Here is a 14,162-nt window from a genome sequence, read left to right as displayed (position 1 = left end):
CACGGTGCTGCGGTGCACAGGTGTCATACGCTCTGTGCGCGCAAATCACACGCGTTTCATACGCTCCTTCAGAGCCCGAATGACGTCACGGCAATTCAGCGGGTCGTCGGCGTGGGGGCGGTGGGTCAGAACGTGTGTTGCACGCGGGTGTGGCGTGTCCGCACCGCTCTCCACGATGCGCAGCGGGACATAGCGACCGCCCGCCAGCCGCGCGTAGATCGCCACCGCACCTGGCGCCGGGACGTGTAAGCCCCTGACCTCGAAGCGGAAACGCATCCCATCTTCGCCATCGAGCCAGATGGCGCCGAGATGATCCGCCCGGGTCTCCTCGTTCGAGAAGTCGAACAAAACCTGCCCATTTCCTTGCCTGTTATCCCACAAGGTTTGGACCTAGGGCGGTTTGTGTCAACCACATATTGCGATAGTGTCGCAGCCAATTTCCGGATTCGAGAAACTCCCAACAATGGCAAAGCTTTACTTCAACTACTCGACGATGAATGCCGGCAAGAGCACGATCCTGTTGCAGGCCAGTTACAACTACCGCGAGCGCGGCATGGACACGCTTCTCCTCACGGCTGATCTGGATCGCCGCGCGGGGCACGGCACCATCGCCTCCCGCATTGGAATCGCCTCGGATTCAGAGACTTACGTGCCCGAGGACGATCTCTTCGCCCGAGTCGCGGAGCGGCTGGAGGAACGCACCCTCGCCTGCATCTTCGTCGACGAGGCGCAGTTCCTGACCAAGGAGCAGGCCTGGCAACTCGCCCGCGTGGCCGACGATCTGGGCGTGCCGGTAATGGCCTTCGGGCTGCGGGTGGACTTCCGCGGGGAGCTCTTTCCGGGCTCCGCGACGCTGCTGGCGCTGGCGGATTCCTTGAGGGAAATCAGGACGATCTGCCATTGCGGGCGCAAGGCGACGATGGTGATCCGGCAGGATGAGAACGGGCGGACGCTGACCGATGGCGAGCAGGTGCAGATCGGCGGCAACGAGACCTACGTGTCGCTCTGCCGGAAGCATTGGCGGGAGGAGACGAGGAACTAGCCCCCCCCCCTCACGGGGAACTAGCCCCCCCCTCCCTGGCCCTCCCCCCGCGGGGGAGGGGACGACAGTTAGGGCACGTATTTCTGTACGAAGCCCACGACCCGCTTCACCGTGTCGTTCTCGAAGAGCCGCGGCACGTAGTATTGCCCCGCCGCGCGCTTCGTGACCTCGGTCATCGTCGGGTACGGTGAGACCATCGAGGTCAGCGCCGAGATCTTCAGCCCGTTCGCGATCGCCAGCGCATAAGGTTGTATGAGCTCACCCGCGCGCATCCCGACCATGGAGGCGCCAACGGGTTTTCCCTTGTGCACCATGACCTTGATGAGCCCCTCGGTCCGTTTCTCCGCCTGAGCGCGGTCGTTCTCGGCAAACTTGAAGCGGAGCACCTCGACACCTGCGCCGTGCCGCTTCTTCGCCTGCGCCTCCGTCAGGCCGACCTGCGCGATCTCCGGGTCGGTATAGGTCGCCCACGGGATGTGGTCGCTTTTCGCCTTCGAGGGCAGGCCGAACAGCATGGACTTGATGATCACCGTGGCGTCGTAGCTCGCCTTGTGTGTGAACTGCAGCCCGCCGGTCACATCGCCGATGGCGTAGACGCGCTTGTTCGAGGTCTTCAGCCCCTCGTCCACCTTGATCGCGCGGTCATACTTCACACCCGCCTTGTCGAGGTCGAGGCTATCGACATTGGCCTTCCGCCCCACCGCGACCAGCAGGTGCGAGCCGGTGACGGAGCGGCCATCCTCGGCGCTCACGGTCACGCCGCCCTCGGGCGAGACCGTGACCACCTTGAACCCCTCCTCGATTTCGACGCCGTCCGCGCGGATCCGCTCCAGCGCGATGGCGGTGATCTCGGGATCGTCCTTGTTGAGGACCTTGTCACCCTCAACCACCGTCACCGGCACGCCGAGGCGGGCATGGGCCTGCGCCATTTCCATCCCGATGGGGCCGCCGCCGATGATGACCAGCCGGGACGGCGTCTCGCGCAGATCGAACAGCGTCTCGTTGGTCAGGTAGTCCACCTGATCGAGCCCCTCGATCGGCGGCACCAGCGGGGAGGAGCCGGTGGCGATGACGAAGCGCCGCGCCTCGATCACCGTATCGCCGGCCTGCACCTCGGTCTCGGAGATGAAGCGGCCGTACTCGGTGATCACGTTGACGCCCAGGCCCTCGAACCGCTCTACGCTGTCATGGGGCGCGATGGCGCCGATGACCTCGTGCACGTGATCCTTCACTGCGGCGTAGTCGACCTGCGGCGTCACGTTGGCGATGCCGAAGGCCGCGGAGTGCGCTTGCGCATGGGCGTAGTGTGCGGCGGAGATCATCGCCTTCGACGGCACGCAGCCGTAGTTCAGGCAGTCGCCCCCCATCTTGCCGCCTTCGAGCAGCGTCACGCTGGCGCCCATCTGGACGGCTCCGGCTGCGACGGACAGGCCTCCGGAGCCTGCACCGAGGATGCAGATATCGGTCTTGATGCGGTTCATCTGATTATTCCTCGACAGGCAGGGCGGACTTACCGCGGATGGCCTTGATGACGATGGGAAGCGCCGCGAGGGCACAGAGACCCAGGATCGGCCCGATGATGTGCGGCTCGAAGATGATGCCGAGGTTCGGGCTTTCCCCACGGGCAAAGACCTCGCCGAGACCCACGCCGACCCACGTGTAGACGACAGAGCCCGGCATGATGCCGAAGAAGGTGGTGAACGCGTAGTTGCGCAGCTTCACGCCGACCAGCGCCGGGATGAGGTTCGCGGCGAAGAACGGGATCGCGGGCACGAGGCGCATGAGAAAGAGCACGCTGATCTCGTTCTCGTTGAGCGCCTTCTTCATCTTGGCGACCGTGCCGCCGGAGGCATCCATCTTCGCGGCGAGCGTCTCCCCCAGGCCCGCCTTCGCGGCAAGGAAGATCGCGATGGCGCCGATCGTGGCCCCCGTCACAGACAACAGCACTCCGCCGACAAGGCCAAAGAGGAAGCCCCCCGTCAGCGTCATGATCGCCGCCCCGGGCAAGGAGAAGGCGACGACGACGATGTAGGCGACCACGTAGACGCCGGCGGCGAGCACGTAGTTCGCATCGCGCCAGGCGATCAGCGCCTCGCGGTTTTCACGCAACGTGTCGAAGGTGAGATAGTCGCGCAGGAAGATGAAGCCGAGCACCGCCACCGCCAGGATGGCGATCAGCGGCAGTGCGCGCTTGAGGTCGAAGCCTTGCTTGGGGTCGGACATGGGCCGGTCCTCCGGTCGGGGGTGAGCGTTTCGGGTCGGCCCACATCTGCGCGGCTTCGGCAGGCGGTGGAAGAGGCCTCACGCCGGGTTGACCCTGCACCGCCATTTGTTTCAAAGCAGGGCTCCGACAAATCCGTGAGCGGGGAATTGACTTCACCCGGACCGCGCCGTAACAGGGCGGCTCACGAGAATTCGGGGTGACGAATCCGCCTATTGCTGGCGTCGGCACCCGCGCGGGGGACGTCCTCGCGGCATGACGAGGGCGCCCGAGCGGCGCAAGGAGAGACGAGATGAAGCGCACCTTTCAGCCGAGCAACCTAGTCCGCAAGCGGCGCCACGGCTTCCGCGCCCGCATGGCGACGAAGAACGGCCGCAAGATTCTGAACGCGCGCCGCGCGCGGGGCCGCAAGAGCCTCAGCGCCTGATCCGGACCTGATCCGATGACCCAGCCGCCGAAGGCTCCGCTCGTGCAGCCGGAGCCTCCGGCGGCTTTGTCGTGGGCGGATGTCGGCGTGATGCGCAAGCGGCGGGACTTCCTGGCCGCGGCCCGCGCACGGCGGCAGGCGATGCCCTCGATGGTGGTGCAGGCTCGCAGGCGGCGGCAGGACGAACCGTCCGAGACCGCGGTGCGCATCGGCTATACCTGCTCCAAGAAGGTCGGCAACGCGGTCGCCCGCAACCGCGCGAAGCGCCGCTTGCGCGAGGCAGCGCGTCTGGTGCTGCCCGGCCTCGCCCGGCCCGGCTGGGATTACGTGCTGATCGGGCGGCGCGACGTGACGGCGGCGCGGCCCTTTGAACTGCTGAAATCCGACCTAGCGGCGGCGCTTGCGAAGGTGCACGGATGACGCCGCTCGCCCACGTCCTCGCCCTGCCCGTCCGGGCCTACCGCGCCGTCTTCTCGCCCTGGGTCGGGCACAACTGCCGCTACCAACCGACATGCTCCGCCTACGCTCTGCAGGCGCTGGAAAAGCACGGCGCCTTGCGCGGCGGTTGGCTCGCCCTGCGCCGCATCGGGCGCTGTCACCCATGGGGCGGCTTCGGCATCGACAACGTCCCGGACTGACCGACAGTACCCACTCGGGGCGCTGCCCCGAGACCTGGGCTCCGCCCGTCCGGGCCTGAACCCCCGGGATACTTCGAGACAGATGAAGGAGGGCCGCATATCGGTCGGGCCTTCCTCGTCGCATCGGGCGTGCCTACTTAACGGAGGTATTGGAGCACCGGAGACGACCGATGCGTGTCGAGCTGACCTGCCATATCGACGCTCCGCCGGACGAGGTCTGGCGGCTGTTGCAGAGGTCGGCCCTGCTTGAGCACATAGCGGCGCCACTCGTCGTGTTCCGGCCGATCGATGGCCCGTTTCCGGAGCACTGGTCGCCCGGGCGTTATCGGGCGTGGATGCTGCTCGTCGGCGTTCTGCCGATGGGGCGGCAATGGATCGACATCAGCTTTCCCGACGAGTTCACCCTGCGCGACAACGGCGCGGGCGATCTGGTGCGGCGGTGGGATCACTGGATCTTCGTCGAGGCGGAGGGGAATGGTACACGCTACACTGACCGGGTCGATGTGGAGGCGGGCCTGCTGACGCCGTTCATCTGGTTCTTCGCCCGCGTCTTCTACGCCCATCGCCAGCGTCGCTGGCGGGCGCTGGCCGCCGATGGGTTCCGCGCCTTCGCGACGTAGAACGGCCCGGCGCATCGTGCACCGGGCCGCCTGCTGCCCTGCGGTCCGGCCTGCGGCGGCTGCCGTCGGGCCGGACCGGCGGAGCGGAGCTCAGAAAAGGGCCCGGCGCAGGGCCGTGATGAAGCCGTGGGCCGTGCGGGAGCGCTCGCGATGCGCGCGCTCCAGAGCTTCGTGCAGGCTCATGGGCTTTGCGGTTTCGTCGAGGTAGCGGCTGTCGAGACTGTCGAACATCTTAACTCTCCTGATCCGGGGCGGCGGGGCGCCGCGCTGTCTTGAGACTGAATATGCTGACGGATCGCCTCTCCGACAAACGAGTCTTTCTTCCGGGTCGGATAAGCTATATTTAACTGAGCCATGCCGGATCGCCTGCCACCGCTCACCGCCCTGCGCGCCTTCGAGGCCGCCGCCCGCCACATGTCGTTCCGCGATGCGGCCGATGAGCTCGCAGTCACGCCTGCGGCCCTCAGCTATCAGATCAAGAGCCTGGAGGAGCATCTGGGCGCGCCGCTCTTCCGCCGTCTCAACCGCGCCGTGGAGCTGACGGAGGCGGGGCGCGCACTACTACCGGGCGCGAGCGAGGGCTTCGATCAGCTCAGGCTGGCCTGGCGCGCGACGCGACGGATCGTCGATGACACGACACTGACGATCACCGCCGGGCCGGGCTTCACGGCGAAGTGGCTGGCGCCCCGCATGTTCTCCTTTGCCCAGGCGAACCCGGATATCGACCTGCGCGTCTCGGCCTCGTTGCGGATCATGGACCTGCCGCGGGACGAGATCGACGTCGCGATCCGCTTCGGGCGCGGGCAGGACGAGGGACTGTTCTCGACACCCCTGCTCGACGAATGGGTCTCCCCGATCATGGTGCCGGAGATCGCGGAGCGGGTGCGGCGGCCGGAGGATCTTCTGAACGAGACGCTGATCCACGACGACAGCCTGAACTTCCTCAACCCCTGGCCCGGCTGGGCGCTTTGGCTGGAGACCGCGGGTGTCACCGCCAGCAACCTCCATGGCCCGAGCTTCAGCCAGGCGGATCACGCAGTGGACATGGCGCTGGAGGGTTCGGGCGTGGTGCTGGGCCGAGCCTCGCTCTGCGATCGCTACCTGATGTCGGGGCGGCTGGTGGCCCCCTTCAGGCTGTCGCTCGCGACGGAGGCGCATTACCGCTTCATCTGTCAGGAGGGGGCGGAGGAGCGGCCGATCATCGCCCGCTTCCGCGCCTGGCTGGAGGAGGAGATCAAGCCGACCGCCGCCCTCGCCGACACGCGCGAGATCGTCCGCTTCTGACCCCTTTCCCTTTGCCGCGCGCCTGCCTACCTTCGCGCCGACGGAGGTGCGCCATGAAGATCGGCATTCTGGAAACGGGCGAGGTCGCGGGCAAGCTCGGCGAGGATCACGGGCAGTATCCCCCGATGTTCGAGGCTCTGCTGGGCGCGGCCGACCCCGGCCTCCGCTTCGAGACCATCCGCGTCGTCGCGGGCGAGATGCCGGAGAGCCCAGGGCAATGCGACGGCTGGCTCGTCACCGGCTCGCGCCACGGGGTTTATGACAATCTGCCGTGGATCGAGCCGCTGAAGAGCTTCCTGCGCGACTGCATCGCGGCGCGCGTGCCGGTGGCGGGCATCTGCTTCGGCCACCAGATCCTGGCCGAGGCCATGGGTGGCAAGGTCGTCAAATCCGACCGCGGCTGGGGCGTCGGCGTCCATGCCTACGAGGTGCAGGCGCAGCCCTCCTGGATGGAGGGGCTGGGCGAGATGTTCGCCGCCCGCGCGGTGCACCAGGACCAGGTCGTCGAGCGGCCGGAGAACGCGACGGTGCTGGCGAGCTCGGCCTTCTGCGACTACGCCGCCCTCGTCTACGGTGATATCGAGCGGCCTGCGGCGATCAGCGTCCAGCCGCATCCCGAGTTCACTGCCGAGTTCGTGGGCGACATCATCCACAAGCGCATCGGCGACACGATCCCGACCGAGACCGGGGAGATCGGGCTCGCGAGCCTCGCGCAGCCCGTGCACAACGCCGAGTGGGGCCGCTGGATCGCCCGCTTCTTCCGCGACGCGGCGACGTGAAGGCGACGCTGATCGGCAGCGGCGCGGTCGCGCTGTGGGCGACGCTGGCGCTGTTCACCGTGATGGCGGAGCCCGTGCCGCCTTTCCAGCTCACCGCGATCTGCTTCGCCATCGGAGGACTGATCGGCGTGGCCTGGACGCTCGCCGGCCGCGGCTTCGGGGTGCTCAAGGGGCTCGGCTGGCCGGTCTGGGCGATCGGGATTGGAGGCCTTTTCGGCTACCACTTCTTCTACTTCACGGCGCTCAGGAATGCGCCGCCGGCGGAGGCCGGGCTGATCGCCTATCTCTGGCCACTGCTGATCGTGCTCTTCTCAGGCCTCCTGCCCGGGGAGCGGTTGCGGCTCGGCCATGTCGTAGGCGCGCTCATCTCCTTCGCCGGGGCGCTGGTGCTACTGGCGCAGGCCGATCTCAGCTTCTCCGGCGAGCACGCAGTGGGCTACGGCGCCGCGATCCTCTGCGCGCTGCTCTGGTCGGGCTACTCGGTGCTGTCGCGGCTTGTGGGCAGTGCGCCCACCGAAAGCGTCGCGCTCTTCTGCCTCGCCACCGCGGTGCTCTCGACCGGAGCGCATCTGGCGCTGGAGGAAACCGTCTGGCCCAACGGCCTGCGCGGCTGGGCGGGTGTCCTGCTGCTCGGCCTCGGCCCGGTGGGCGCGGCCTTCTACCTGTGGGACATCGGGGTGAAGAAGGGGGATATCCAGTTGCTCGGCACCGCCTCCTACGCGGCGCCCCTGCTCTCGACCCTGTTGCTGGTGGTGACGGGTGCGGCCCCCGCGACTGTGACGCTCGCGGTCAGCGCGCTCCTCGTGACCGGCGGGGCGGTGATCGCCGCCCGCGCCGGGAGGGGCGTCAGGCCCGGCCGCTCAAGCGCGTGATCTCTTCCTTCAAGCGCAGCTTCTGCCGCTTCAACTCGCTCAGGCGCAGGGAATCGGTCCCCGGATTTCGCTGCGCGGTCTCGATCGATTTGGACAGTGTCTCGTGCTTTTTGCGAAGCTCGGTCACGTGCGCGTTCAGACTCATGCGGGTCGTCCTCCTCTTCTCTCTCAACCCTTCTAATCTGGGGCGAGAGGAGGTGAATTGTCAGGGCTGATTTTGCGGACGATTCGACTTAAGCTTCGCCCAGACTCAGGCTTGCCCCCTCAGTCAGTATCCGTTCCGCCACCGCTGTGAAGTCCGGCGCGTCCGCTATATGGCGCTCGCCCTCATGCACGATGAGCGGTGCCAGAAGGCGCAGCGGCGCCCGCCCACCCTTGGTCGCTTGCACGATCACCCGCCCCGCATCGCGGCCCGTCCGGGGCGCCAGCGGCAGCACGAGGATACCGCCCGCGCGCCCCTCCAACGGCGCGATGATGCCCGCCAGCCGCTCCGCCCGGTGGATCAGGGTGAGCGTGCCGCGCGGCTTCAACCGGCGCAGAGCCGCGTCGATCCACGTGGCGAGCGGCGTCGCCTCGCGGTTGGCCGTGTCCCGGCCCGCATCTGGCGAGGGCAGGCTGTCGGTGGCGAAGTAGGGCGGGTTCGCGATCACGTGATCGAAGCTCCGGCCCCGCAGCTCCGCGGGCATCTCGGCGAGGTCGCCCTCCACCACCTCGCCGTCCAGCCCGTTCTCCGCCAGGTTCCGCCGCGCGAGCGCCGCATAGCCTGGCTGCAGCTCCAGCCCCGTCAGCGCGGCCCCCGTCCGCCAGCCCAGACAGCAAAGCGCCGCTCCGGCCCCGCAGCCGAGCTCCAACACGCTCTCCCCATCTCGCGCCGGGCACGCCGCCGCCAGCCACACCGGATCCGTCGCCGCGCGGTAGCCCCGCCGCGGCTGGTGCAGCATCACCCGCCCGCCCAGAAAGGCGTCGCGCGTAAGTTCATGCTCGGAAAACCCGCTCACCGCCGGCTCGGCTCGATCCCGTTATCGGTGAGGATCGCACGGGCCTGGAACGCTTTTTCCCGCGCCACCATCATCCGGCGCGGCAATATGCCGATAGAGCCCTCGAGCACGCTCATGTGGACGTCCAGCACGAAGGAGTCTATCTCTTCGGCGCTCAGCAGCGCCTGGGCGAAGCTCAGTGTCACGGGGTCGTTGGTGCGCAGGATCTCTTCCATGCCATCGGTCTATCCCGGGTCCCCCCACCCGTCCACACCCGCGCCGGCGGGGCCTGCCAGGATATCGATGTGACCACCCCCATCACCGCGCTCCAGTCCCTGCTCGCTCCGAAGATGGAGGCCGTCAACGCACTGATCGCCACCCGCATGGCGAGCGAGAACGCCCCCCGCATTCCGGAGGTCACGGCCCACCTGATCGGCGCGGGCGGCAAGCGGGTGCGCCCGCTGATGGTGCTCGCCGCCGCCGATCTCTGCGACTATGCGGGCGATCATGACGTGCGGCTGGCCGCGACGGTGGAGTTCATCCACACCGCGACCCTGCTCCACGACGATGTGGTGGATGAGAGCGAGCAGCGCCGCGGGCGGCCCACGGCGAACCTGCTCTGGGACAACCCGTCGAGCGTGCTGGTCGGCGACTACCTCTTCGCCCGGTCCTTCCAGCTGATGGTCGAGACTGGCTCCTTGCGCGTCCTCGACATCCTCTCGAACGCCGCGGCCGTGATTGCGGAGGGCGAGGTGCTCCAGCTCTCGGTCGCGCGCAATCTCGCTACGGATGAGGAGACGTATCTCAAGGTGATCCGCGGCAAGACCGCGGCCCTCTTCGCCGCAGCCTCCGAAGTCGGCGGCGTGATCGCGGGCACCTCGGAGGCGAAGGTCGACGCCCTGCGCACCTATGGCGACGCGCTCGGCATCGCCTTCCAGATCGCCGACGACCTGCTGGACCTGACCGGCGACGACATCGGCAAGAACACGGGCGACGACCTGCGCGAGGGCAAGCTGACCCTGCCTGTGATCCGCGCCGTCGCGGGCGCCGATTCCGAGGAACGCGCCTTCTGGGACCGCGTCATCGCGCGCGGCAGGTACCAGGACGGCGACCTCGAGCAGGCGCTCGACCTCATGACCCGCCATGACGCGATCGAAACGACGCGCAAGACAGCGCTAGACTGGTCCGCGCGGGCGAAGGACGCGCTCGACCTGTTCCCGGAGGGCGAGATGCGCGACACGCTGCGCGCCCTCGCCGACCATGTGGTGGTCCGCCTGCTCTGACGCGCCCGCGCCTTCATCTGTCCCGAAATATCCCCGCCGGAGGCAAACGCGCCCTCAACCGGACGCCGCGATCGCCGTCGGCATGACCCACCAGCCCGGATGCGCGCGGCGCAACGTCTCCGCCGCCGCCAGCGCCTCGGCGTCACTGCCAAACAGCGCAAAGCAGGTCGCACCAGAGCCCGACATCCGGGCCAGCGCGGCACCGGGTAGCGCTGCCAGTTCTGGCAAGACCTGATCGAGCACCGGCGCAACCGCCCGCGCCGGGGCCTCCAGATCGTTGCGCTGCTCTCGCAGCCAGCCCGCGAAGTTATGGAAATCGGTAAACCGCTCAGGCAGGTCTATCGGCCGCCCGAAGCGCTCCAGCCGGGCGAAGACCCGCGCCGTCGCGACCGGCACGCCGGGATTGACCAGCACCAGCCAAGCCGGAGGCAAAGCCGGCGCCACACTCAGCTCCTCACCGATCCCCCGCATCCTTTGGGGCGCCGCGGACAGGCACACGGGCACATCGGCGCCGAGCGCAGTAAGCGTCGCCGCTTCTGGCAGTGCGCCGCCATTCATCCGCGCTAGCAGCCGCACAGCCGCCGCCGCATCCGCCGAGCCGCCGCCGATGCCGGAGGCGACCGGCAGGTTCTTCCACAGCCGCAGCGCCGCCCCCGGCCCACCCATCCGCTCGGCCGCGCGCAGCACGAGGTTGTCGCCGCCTGCATCCAACGCCGAGCCGAACGGCCCGTCCAGCGTCAGAGACAGGGTCGAGGCGGGCTCCGCCTCCAGCACGTCACCGCATTCGGCAAACACCACGAGGCTGTCGAGCACGTGCAAACCATCGGGCCGCCGCCCGGTCACGTGGAGCGTCAGGTTGATCTTGGCGCGGGCCAGTTCCCGCAACGGCGCAGCCGTCACGGGTTACTCGGCAACCTCGAGCGGGGCGTCGCCCACGCCGTTCGCCTCTTCCTCCTGCAGCACCACGTCGAGACCGACATCGAGCTTGCGCAGGATGCGGGCCCGATCCTCGGGCTCCGGGTCGAAGGAAAGGGCGCGCTTCCACTGGAACTCCGCCTCGCGCTTGCGGTCGACCATCCAGTACACATCGCCGAGATGGTCGTTGATGATCGGGTCGACGGGGGCGAGTTCCACCGCCCGCTCCATCGGCTCCACCGCCTCCTCGAACCGGCCGAGGCGGTAGTAGACCCAGCCCAGAGAGTCGGTGATGTAGCCATCGTAAGGCCGCTGCGCGACCGCCCGCTCGATCATGTCGAGCGCCTCTTCGAGGTTACGGCGTTCCTCGACAAGCGAATAGCCGAGATAGTTGAGCACCAGCGGGTTTTCCGGCTCCAGCTCCAGTGCTTGCCGGAAATCGGCCTCCGCAGCGGGCCAGTTGTCGGCCTGATGATGCGCGATGGCGCGCTGATAGAAGACGAGCCAGTGCTGCTCCTCAGGCTCACCGACCAGCGTCACGGCGCGGTCGAGCACGCGCACCGCCTCGTTCGGGCGCTCCGCCTGGCGCAGGGCCTCGCCCAGCAGGTAGTGCGGGCGCAGGCGATCCGGATAGGCGCGGGTCAGGCTGGTCAGCACGCCGATCGCCTCATCGATCCGCTCGGCATCTTCCAGGGCCTCAGCCCGACCCAGCTCCGCCTCGATGAATTGCGGCGCGGTGGCGGGAACAGCATCGTAGGCCTCGGTAGCAAGCTCGTGCTGGCCCTGGTTTCGCAGGATGCCCGCGACGGTCAGCAGCGCCTCGACGAATTGCGGCTCCAGATGGGTGGCGAGGCGGCCGTAGATCAGCGCCACATCCTGCCCTTCGTTGCCAAGCACGGAGGCGAGGTCGAAGAAGACCTCCGACACGCCTTGCTCCGCCGTGCGCACGACGTCGAAGGTGATCTCCTCCCCCGCCGCGAGCCGGGCGCCCAGCGCCTCGAACTCCGCATCGCCGAAGCCGGTGGCGAGCACCTCGTCCACAAGGCTCGACGCTGCCTCCCGCTCGCCGGTCGCGGCCAGAAGCTGGATACGCGCAAGGGTCGAGCGGCGGTTGAGGCGAACGGGACCGGCGCCGGTCTCCTCCATCCGGGCGGACGCTTCCTCAAGCCGACCCTGCGCGCCGAGCGCGAGGCCCACATGGTAAGCTCCGAACATCGCGTAGGTATCGTTGCCCGAGATCGCCTCGAAGACGGCCAGCGCCTCCTCCGAATCGCCCATAGTCAGGAGCACCCAGCCCCGCAGCAGGTCGGCGAGCAGCGGCGTCATCCCCTGCTCCCCCTGGTCGAGCCGGGCGAGCGCTTGGGCCGGGTTGTTCTCCTTGATGTCCTGGGTCATCGCGACCAGTGTCGCGAACTGGTTCTCACCGTTGAGGTTGAGCAGCCGCTCCGCGATGGTCGCGGCCACAGCCACGTCGCCCTTGGCCACATGGGCCTGCATGGCGCGCTGCAGCAGCACCGAGTTCTCCGGATCGTAGGCCAGGGCGCGGGTGTAGTAGAGCGCGCTTTCCACGTGGTCGGAGCGCAGTTCGGCCTGCGTGGCAGCGAGATAAGCGCCCGAAAGCGTCCGGGCCTCGCCCCCTCCGACGGCAAGGAACAGGGCTGTACTTAGGGCGAGGGCATGACGCAGGCGCATGGACGGCTCCAAAGGTGGCTTGCCTCAAAAGTTATGCGCGCCGCCCGGCAAGCGCAACGCACGTCGCTGTGGGCATTTGCCTCAGTTGCGCGGCGCCCACGCCTCATTCGCCTGCGCGGCACCCCACCGCTGCAGCTCCGCAAGCAGGACGCGGGCACGCTCGCCCTCGGGGCCGAGGCGGTACTCCACGACCTTCGGCGGGTCCGCGACCAGTTCCCGCCGCTCGATCAGGTCATCGGCCTCGAGCGCCGCGAGCTGCTGGGCGAGCATCTTGTGGGTGATCGGCACGAGCGCGCGGTGCAGCGCGGCATAGCGCATCGGGCCATCGGCGAGCGTCAGCAGAATCGGCACCTTCCACCGGCCCATGAGGCGCTTCAGCGCCTCGGTCGCGGCGAAGCGCGGACAGGGCCGGTCGCGATGGGCAATGCGGGCCATACTCACCTCAAAGTGCGATCTTCCACGCGTCGGGCGCGGGGTGTCAGGTCTCCTCACCGAGAAGGAGATCGACCATGAAGATACTGATGACAGGCGCTACGGGCTATGTCGGATCCGCGACGGCGAAGGCGCTTCTGGCCGCCGGGCACGAGGTCACCGCTGCCCTGCGGGACGCGAGCCGGACCTCAGCACTGCCGGCGGGCGCGGCTCACCTCGTGGCCGATCTGAACGAACCAAAGGCCCTCGCCGACGCCGCACCCGGCCACGACGCCGTTCTGCATCTGGGTTTTCCCAGCCACGGCGCCGACTGGTTTGCGGCGGTGGAGATGGAGCGGGCAGCGCTCGACCATCTGGCGGACGCGCTGACGGGCACCGAAACACGGCTGATCGTAACGAACGGCACCATCTTCCTCGATCCCTCCAACGGCCCAATGGACGAGGACACACCCGTGCTTGACGATCACCCGGCGGCGGTCCGCGCCCGGTCACTCATGGCCCTCCGGACCCGGCCCGGCCTCGCCTGCACGGAAGTCCGCCTCGCCTCCTTCGTCCATGGCCGCGGCGGCAGTGTCTTCCTGCCGATCCTCATGAAGCACGCTCGCGAAACCGGAGAGGTCCCGGTGGTCGACGACGGAGCCGCCCGGCTCTCCGCCCTTCACGTGGACGACGCGGCCCAGGCCTTCCTGAAGCTGATCGCGGCTGACAACCCTGCCCCGCTCTACCATGTCGCGGCCGATGACAGCCCCACCGCCCGCCAACTCGCGGAGGCCACCGCCGCGGCCACTGGTGCCAGCCCGAAGCAGGTCAAACCGGACGAAGCGGCCGCAGCCCTCGACCCCTTCACCGCGATGTTCCTGCAAACCGACAACCGCCTCGACAGCCGCCGCATCCGATGCGAGCTCGGCTGGGCGCCGCAGGCCGACACGACCCTGATCGCCGACGTCGCCTTTGGCTCCTACCGCTAGGCCCTTCACCTT

General features: G+C 68.3%; 20 protein-coding genes. 10 read left to right on the top strand and 10 right to left on the bottom strand.

What is annotated here, in order from left to right; all coding sequences use genetic code 11:
* Positions 1-45: 45 nt before the first annotated feature.
* Positions 46-348: a hypothetical protein gene (locus I0K15_RS13645; RefSeq protein ID WP_196102057.1), complete on the bottom strand. Its 303-nt coding sequence runs from the start codon at positions 346-348 to the stop codon at positions 46-48.
* Between the two features lie 115 nt (positions 349-463).
* On the opposite strand from I0K15_RS13645, the gene I0K15_RS13640 reads away from it, so the two are divergent.
* Positions 464-1,042, top strand: a complete 579-nt coding sequence (locus tag I0K15_RS13640) for a thymidine kinase (protein WP_196102056.1) — start codon at positions 464-466, stop codon at positions 1,040-1,042.
* Between the two features lie 68 nt (positions 1,043-1,110).
* Here I0K15_RS13640 and I0K15_RS13635 read toward each other — a convergent pair whose 3' ends face one another.
* Both I0K15_RS13635 and I0K15_RS13630 read right to left on the bottom strand, forming a co-directional pair.
* A complete protein-coding gene (locus I0K15_RS13635; protein WP_196102055.1) occupies positions 1,111-2,523 on the bottom strand; it encodes a dihydrolipoyl dehydrogenase family protein in 1,413 nt (470 codons plus the stop codon).
* A gap of 4 nt (positions 2,524-2,527) precedes the next feature.
* Positions 2,528-3,265: a TVP38/TMEM64 family protein gene (locus I0K15_RS13630; RefSeq protein ID WP_196102054.1), complete on the bottom strand. Its 738-nt coding sequence runs from the start codon at positions 3,263-3,265 to the stop codon at positions 2,528-2,530.
* Positions 3,266-3,555: 290 nt separating this feature from the next.
* Between I0K15_RS13630 and rpmH the strand changes: the two genes are divergently transcribed.
* From rpmH to I0K15_RS13610, 4 genes are all read left to right on the top strand, one after another.
* On the top strand, positions 3,556-3,690 hold the full coding sequence (rpmH, locus tag I0K15_RS13625) for a 50S ribosomal protein L34 (RefSeq protein WP_196102053.1): 135 nt from the start codon (positions 3,556-3,558) through the stop codon (positions 3,688-3,690).
* A gap of 15 nt (positions 3,691-3,705) precedes the next feature.
* Positions 3,706-4,110 carry a ribonuclease P protein component gene (rnpA, locus tag I0K15_RS13620; protein ID WP_196102052.1) on the top strand — a complete coding sequence of 135 codons (405 nt, stop codon included), beginning with the start codon at positions 3,706-3,708 and terminating at the stop codon, positions 4,108-4,110.
* Complete coding sequence (gene yidD / locus I0K15_RS13615; RefSeq protein ID WP_196102051.1) at positions 4,107-4,328, top strand: membrane protein insertion efficiency factor YidD; 222 nt, start codon at positions 4,107-4,109, stop codon at positions 4,326-4,328. Before rnpA ends, yidD begins: the two co-directional genes overlap by 4 nt.
* 170 nt (positions 4,329-4,498) lie before the next feature.
* Positions 4,499-4,948: an SRPBCC family protein gene (locus tag I0K15_RS13610; protein ID WP_196102050.1), complete on the top strand. Its 450-nt coding sequence runs from the start codon at positions 4,499-4,501 to the stop codon at positions 4,946-4,948.
* A gap of 90 nt (positions 4,949-5,038) precedes the next feature.
* Here the strand turns inward: I0K15_RS13610 and I0K15_RS13605 are convergent, their stop codons facing one another.
* A complete protein-coding gene (locus tag I0K15_RS13605; protein ID WP_196102049.1) occupies positions 5,039-5,179 on the bottom strand; it encodes a hypothetical protein in 141 nt (46 codons plus the stop codon).
* Between the two features lie 123 nt (positions 5,180-5,302).
* Here I0K15_RS13605 and gcvA point away from each other — a divergent pair, with 123 nt between their 5' ends.
* The 3 genes from gcvA to yddG are packed head-to-tail and all read left to right on the top strand — an operon-like array spanning position 5,303 to position 7,883.
* On the top strand, positions 5,303-6,232 hold the full coding sequence (gene gcvA, locus I0K15_RS13600; protein ID WP_196102048.1) for a transcriptional regulator GcvA: 930 nt from the start codon (positions 5,303-5,305) through the stop codon (positions 6,230-6,232).
* A 53-nt stretch (positions 6,233-6,285) separates the two neighbouring features.
* Positions 6,286-7,011, top strand: a complete 726-nt coding sequence (locus I0K15_RS13595) for a type 1 glutamine amidotransferase (RefSeq protein WP_196102047.1) — start codon at positions 6,286-6,288, stop codon at positions 7,009-7,011.
* Positions 7,008-7,883: an aromatic amino acid exporter YddG gene (gene yddG / locus I0K15_RS13590; RefSeq protein WP_230374121.1), complete on the top strand. Its 876-nt coding sequence runs from the start codon at positions 7,008-7,010 to the stop codon at positions 7,881-7,883. The genes I0K15_RS13595 and yddG overlap by 4 nt, the downstream gene beginning before the upstream one ends.
* Here the strand turns inward: yddG and I0K15_RS13585 are convergent.
* From I0K15_RS13585 to I0K15_RS13575, 3 genes are all read right to left on the bottom strand, one after another.
* Positions 7,858-8,028, bottom strand: a complete 171-nt coding sequence (locus I0K15_RS13585; RefSeq protein WP_196102046.1) for a YdcH family protein — start codon at positions 8,026-8,028, stop codon at positions 7,858-7,860. The genes yddG and I0K15_RS13585 overlap by 26 nt on opposite strands.
* Before the next feature lie 88 nt (positions 8,029-8,116).
* Positions 8,117-8,824, bottom strand: a complete 708-nt coding sequence (locus I0K15_RS13580) for a tRNA1(Val) (adenine(37)-N6)-methyltransferase (RefSeq protein ID WP_196105474.1) — start codon at positions 8,822-8,824, stop codon at positions 8,117-8,119.
* Positions 8,825-8,877: 53 nt separating this feature from the next.
* Positions 8,878-9,096 (bottom strand): putative signal transducing protein, encoded by a 219-nt coding sequence (locus tag I0K15_RS13575; protein ID WP_196102045.1) that lies wholly within the window; start codon positions 9,094-9,096, stop codon positions 8,878-8,880.
* Between the two features lie 114 nt (positions 9,097-9,210).
* Here I0K15_RS13575 and I0K15_RS13570 point away from each other — a divergent pair, with 114 nt between their 5' ends.
* Entirely contained in the window at positions 9,211-10,143 is a 933-nt protein-coding gene (locus I0K15_RS13570; protein ID WP_196105475.1) for a polyprenyl synthetase family protein, read from the top strand.
* A gap of 54 nt (positions 10,144-10,197) precedes the next feature.
* Here the strand turns inward: I0K15_RS13570 and I0K15_RS13565 are convergent, their stop codons facing one another.
* The 3 genes from I0K15_RS13565 to I0K15_RS13555 all read right to left on the bottom strand — a co-directional run bounded on the left by I0K15_RS13565 (position 10,198) and on the right by I0K15_RS13555 (position 13,185).
* Positions 10,198-11,043, bottom strand: coding sequence for a 4-(cytidine 5'-diphospho)-2-C-methyl-D-erythritol kinase (locus I0K15_RS13565; protein WP_230374120.1), 846 nt, complete (start codon positions 11,041-11,043; stop codon positions 10,198-10,200).
* 3 nt (positions 11,044-11,046) lie between these two features.
* Positions 11,047-12,750 (bottom strand): tetratricopeptide repeat protein, encoded by a 1,704-nt coding sequence (locus I0K15_RS13560; protein WP_196102044.1) that lies wholly within the window; start codon positions 12,748-12,750, stop codon positions 11,047-11,049.
* Positions 12,751-12,831: 81 nt separating this feature from the next.
* Complete coding sequence (locus I0K15_RS13555) at positions 12,832-13,185, bottom strand: winged helix-turn-helix transcriptional regulator (protein ID WP_196102043.1); 354 nt, start codon at positions 13,183-13,185, stop codon at positions 12,832-12,834.
* Between the two features lie 74 nt (positions 13,186-13,259).
* On the opposite strand from I0K15_RS13555, the gene I0K15_RS13550 reads away from it, so the two are divergent.
* On the top strand, positions 13,260-14,150 hold the full coding sequence (locus I0K15_RS13550) for an NAD-dependent epimerase/dehydratase family protein (RefSeq protein WP_196102042.1): 891 nt from the start codon (positions 13,260-13,262) through the stop codon (positions 14,148-14,150).
* Positions 14,151-14,162: the final 12 nt, after the last annotated feature.

This window comes from Pontivivens ytuae (genome assembly GCF_015679265.1).
Classification (GTDB): domain Bacteria; phylum Pseudomonadota; class Alphaproteobacteria; order Rhodobacterales; family Rhodobacteraceae; genus Pontivivens; species Pontivivens ytuae.
This window is presented reverse-complemented; position numbering and strand designations above follow the sequence as displayed.

Excerpts from the sequence above, each read along its gene's own strand:
- I0K15_RS13550 (WP_196102042.1), top strand. The coding sequence starts at position 13,260 with ATGAAGATACTGATGACAGGCGCTACGGGCTATGTCGGATCCGCGACG.
- I0K15_RS13555 (WP_196102043.1), bottom strand. The coding sequence starts at position 13,185 with ATGGCCCGCATTGCCCATCGCGACCGGCCCTGTCCGCGCTTCGCCGCG.
- gcvA (WP_196102048.1), top strand. The coding sequence starts at position 5,303 with ATGCCGGATCGCCTGCCACCGCTCACCGCCCTGCGCGCCTTCGAGGCC.
- I0K15_RS13570 (WP_196105475.1), top strand. The coding sequence starts at position 9,211 with ATGGAGGCCGTCAACGCACTGATCGCCACCCGCATGGCGAGCGAGAAC.
- I0K15_RS13605 (WP_196102049.1), bottom strand. The coding sequence starts at position 5,179 with ATGTTCGACAGTCTCGACAGCCGCTACCTCGACGAAACCGCAAAGCCC.
- I0K15_RS13575 (WP_196102045.1), bottom strand. The coding sequence starts at position 9,096 with ATGGAAGAGATCCTGCGCACCAACGACCCCGTGACACTGAGCTTCGCC.
- I0K15_RS13580 (WP_196105474.1), bottom strand. The coding sequence starts at position 8,824 with ATGCTGCACCAGCCGCGGCGGGGCTACCGCGCGGCGACGGATCCGGTG.
- I0K15_RS13640 (WP_196102056.1), top strand. The coding sequence starts at position 464 with ATGGCAAAGCTTTACTTCAACTACTCGACGATGAATGCCGGCAAGAGC.
- rnpA (WP_196102052.1), top strand. The coding sequence starts at position 3,706 with ATGACCCAGCCGCCGAAGGCTCCGCTCGTGCAGCCGGAGCCTCCGGCG.
- I0K15_RS13585 (WP_196102046.1), bottom strand. The coding sequence starts at position 8,028 with ATGAGTCTGAACGCGCACGTGACCGAGCTTCGCAAAAAGCACGAGACA.
- I0K15_RS13595 (WP_196102047.1), top strand. The coding sequence starts at position 6,286 with ATGAAGATCGGCATTCTGGAAACGGGCGAGGTCGCGGGCAAGCTCGGC.
- I0K15_RS13610 (WP_196102050.1), top strand. The coding sequence starts at position 4,499 with ATGCGTGTCGAGCTGACCTGCCATATCGACGCTCCGCCGGACGAGGTC.
- rpmH (WP_196102053.1), top strand. The coding sequence starts at position 3,556 with ATGAAGCGCACCTTTCAGCCGAGCAACCTAGTCCGCAAGCGGCGCCAC.
- I0K15_RS13635 (WP_196102055.1), bottom strand. The coding sequence starts at position 2,523 with ATGAACCGCATCAAGACCGATATCTGCATCCTCGGTGCAGGCTCCGGA.
- I0K15_RS13560 (WP_196102044.1), bottom strand. The coding sequence starts at position 12,750 with ATGCGCCTGCGTCATGCCCTCGCCCTAAGTACAGCCCTGTTCCTTGCC.
- I0K15_RS13630 (WP_196102054.1), bottom strand. The coding sequence starts at position 3,265 with ATGTCCGACCCCAAGCAAGGCTTCGACCTCAAGCGCGCACTGCCGCTG.
- yidD (WP_196102051.1), top strand. The coding sequence starts at position 4,107 with ATGACGCCGCTCGCCCACGTCCTCGCCCTGCCCGTCCGGGCCTACCGC.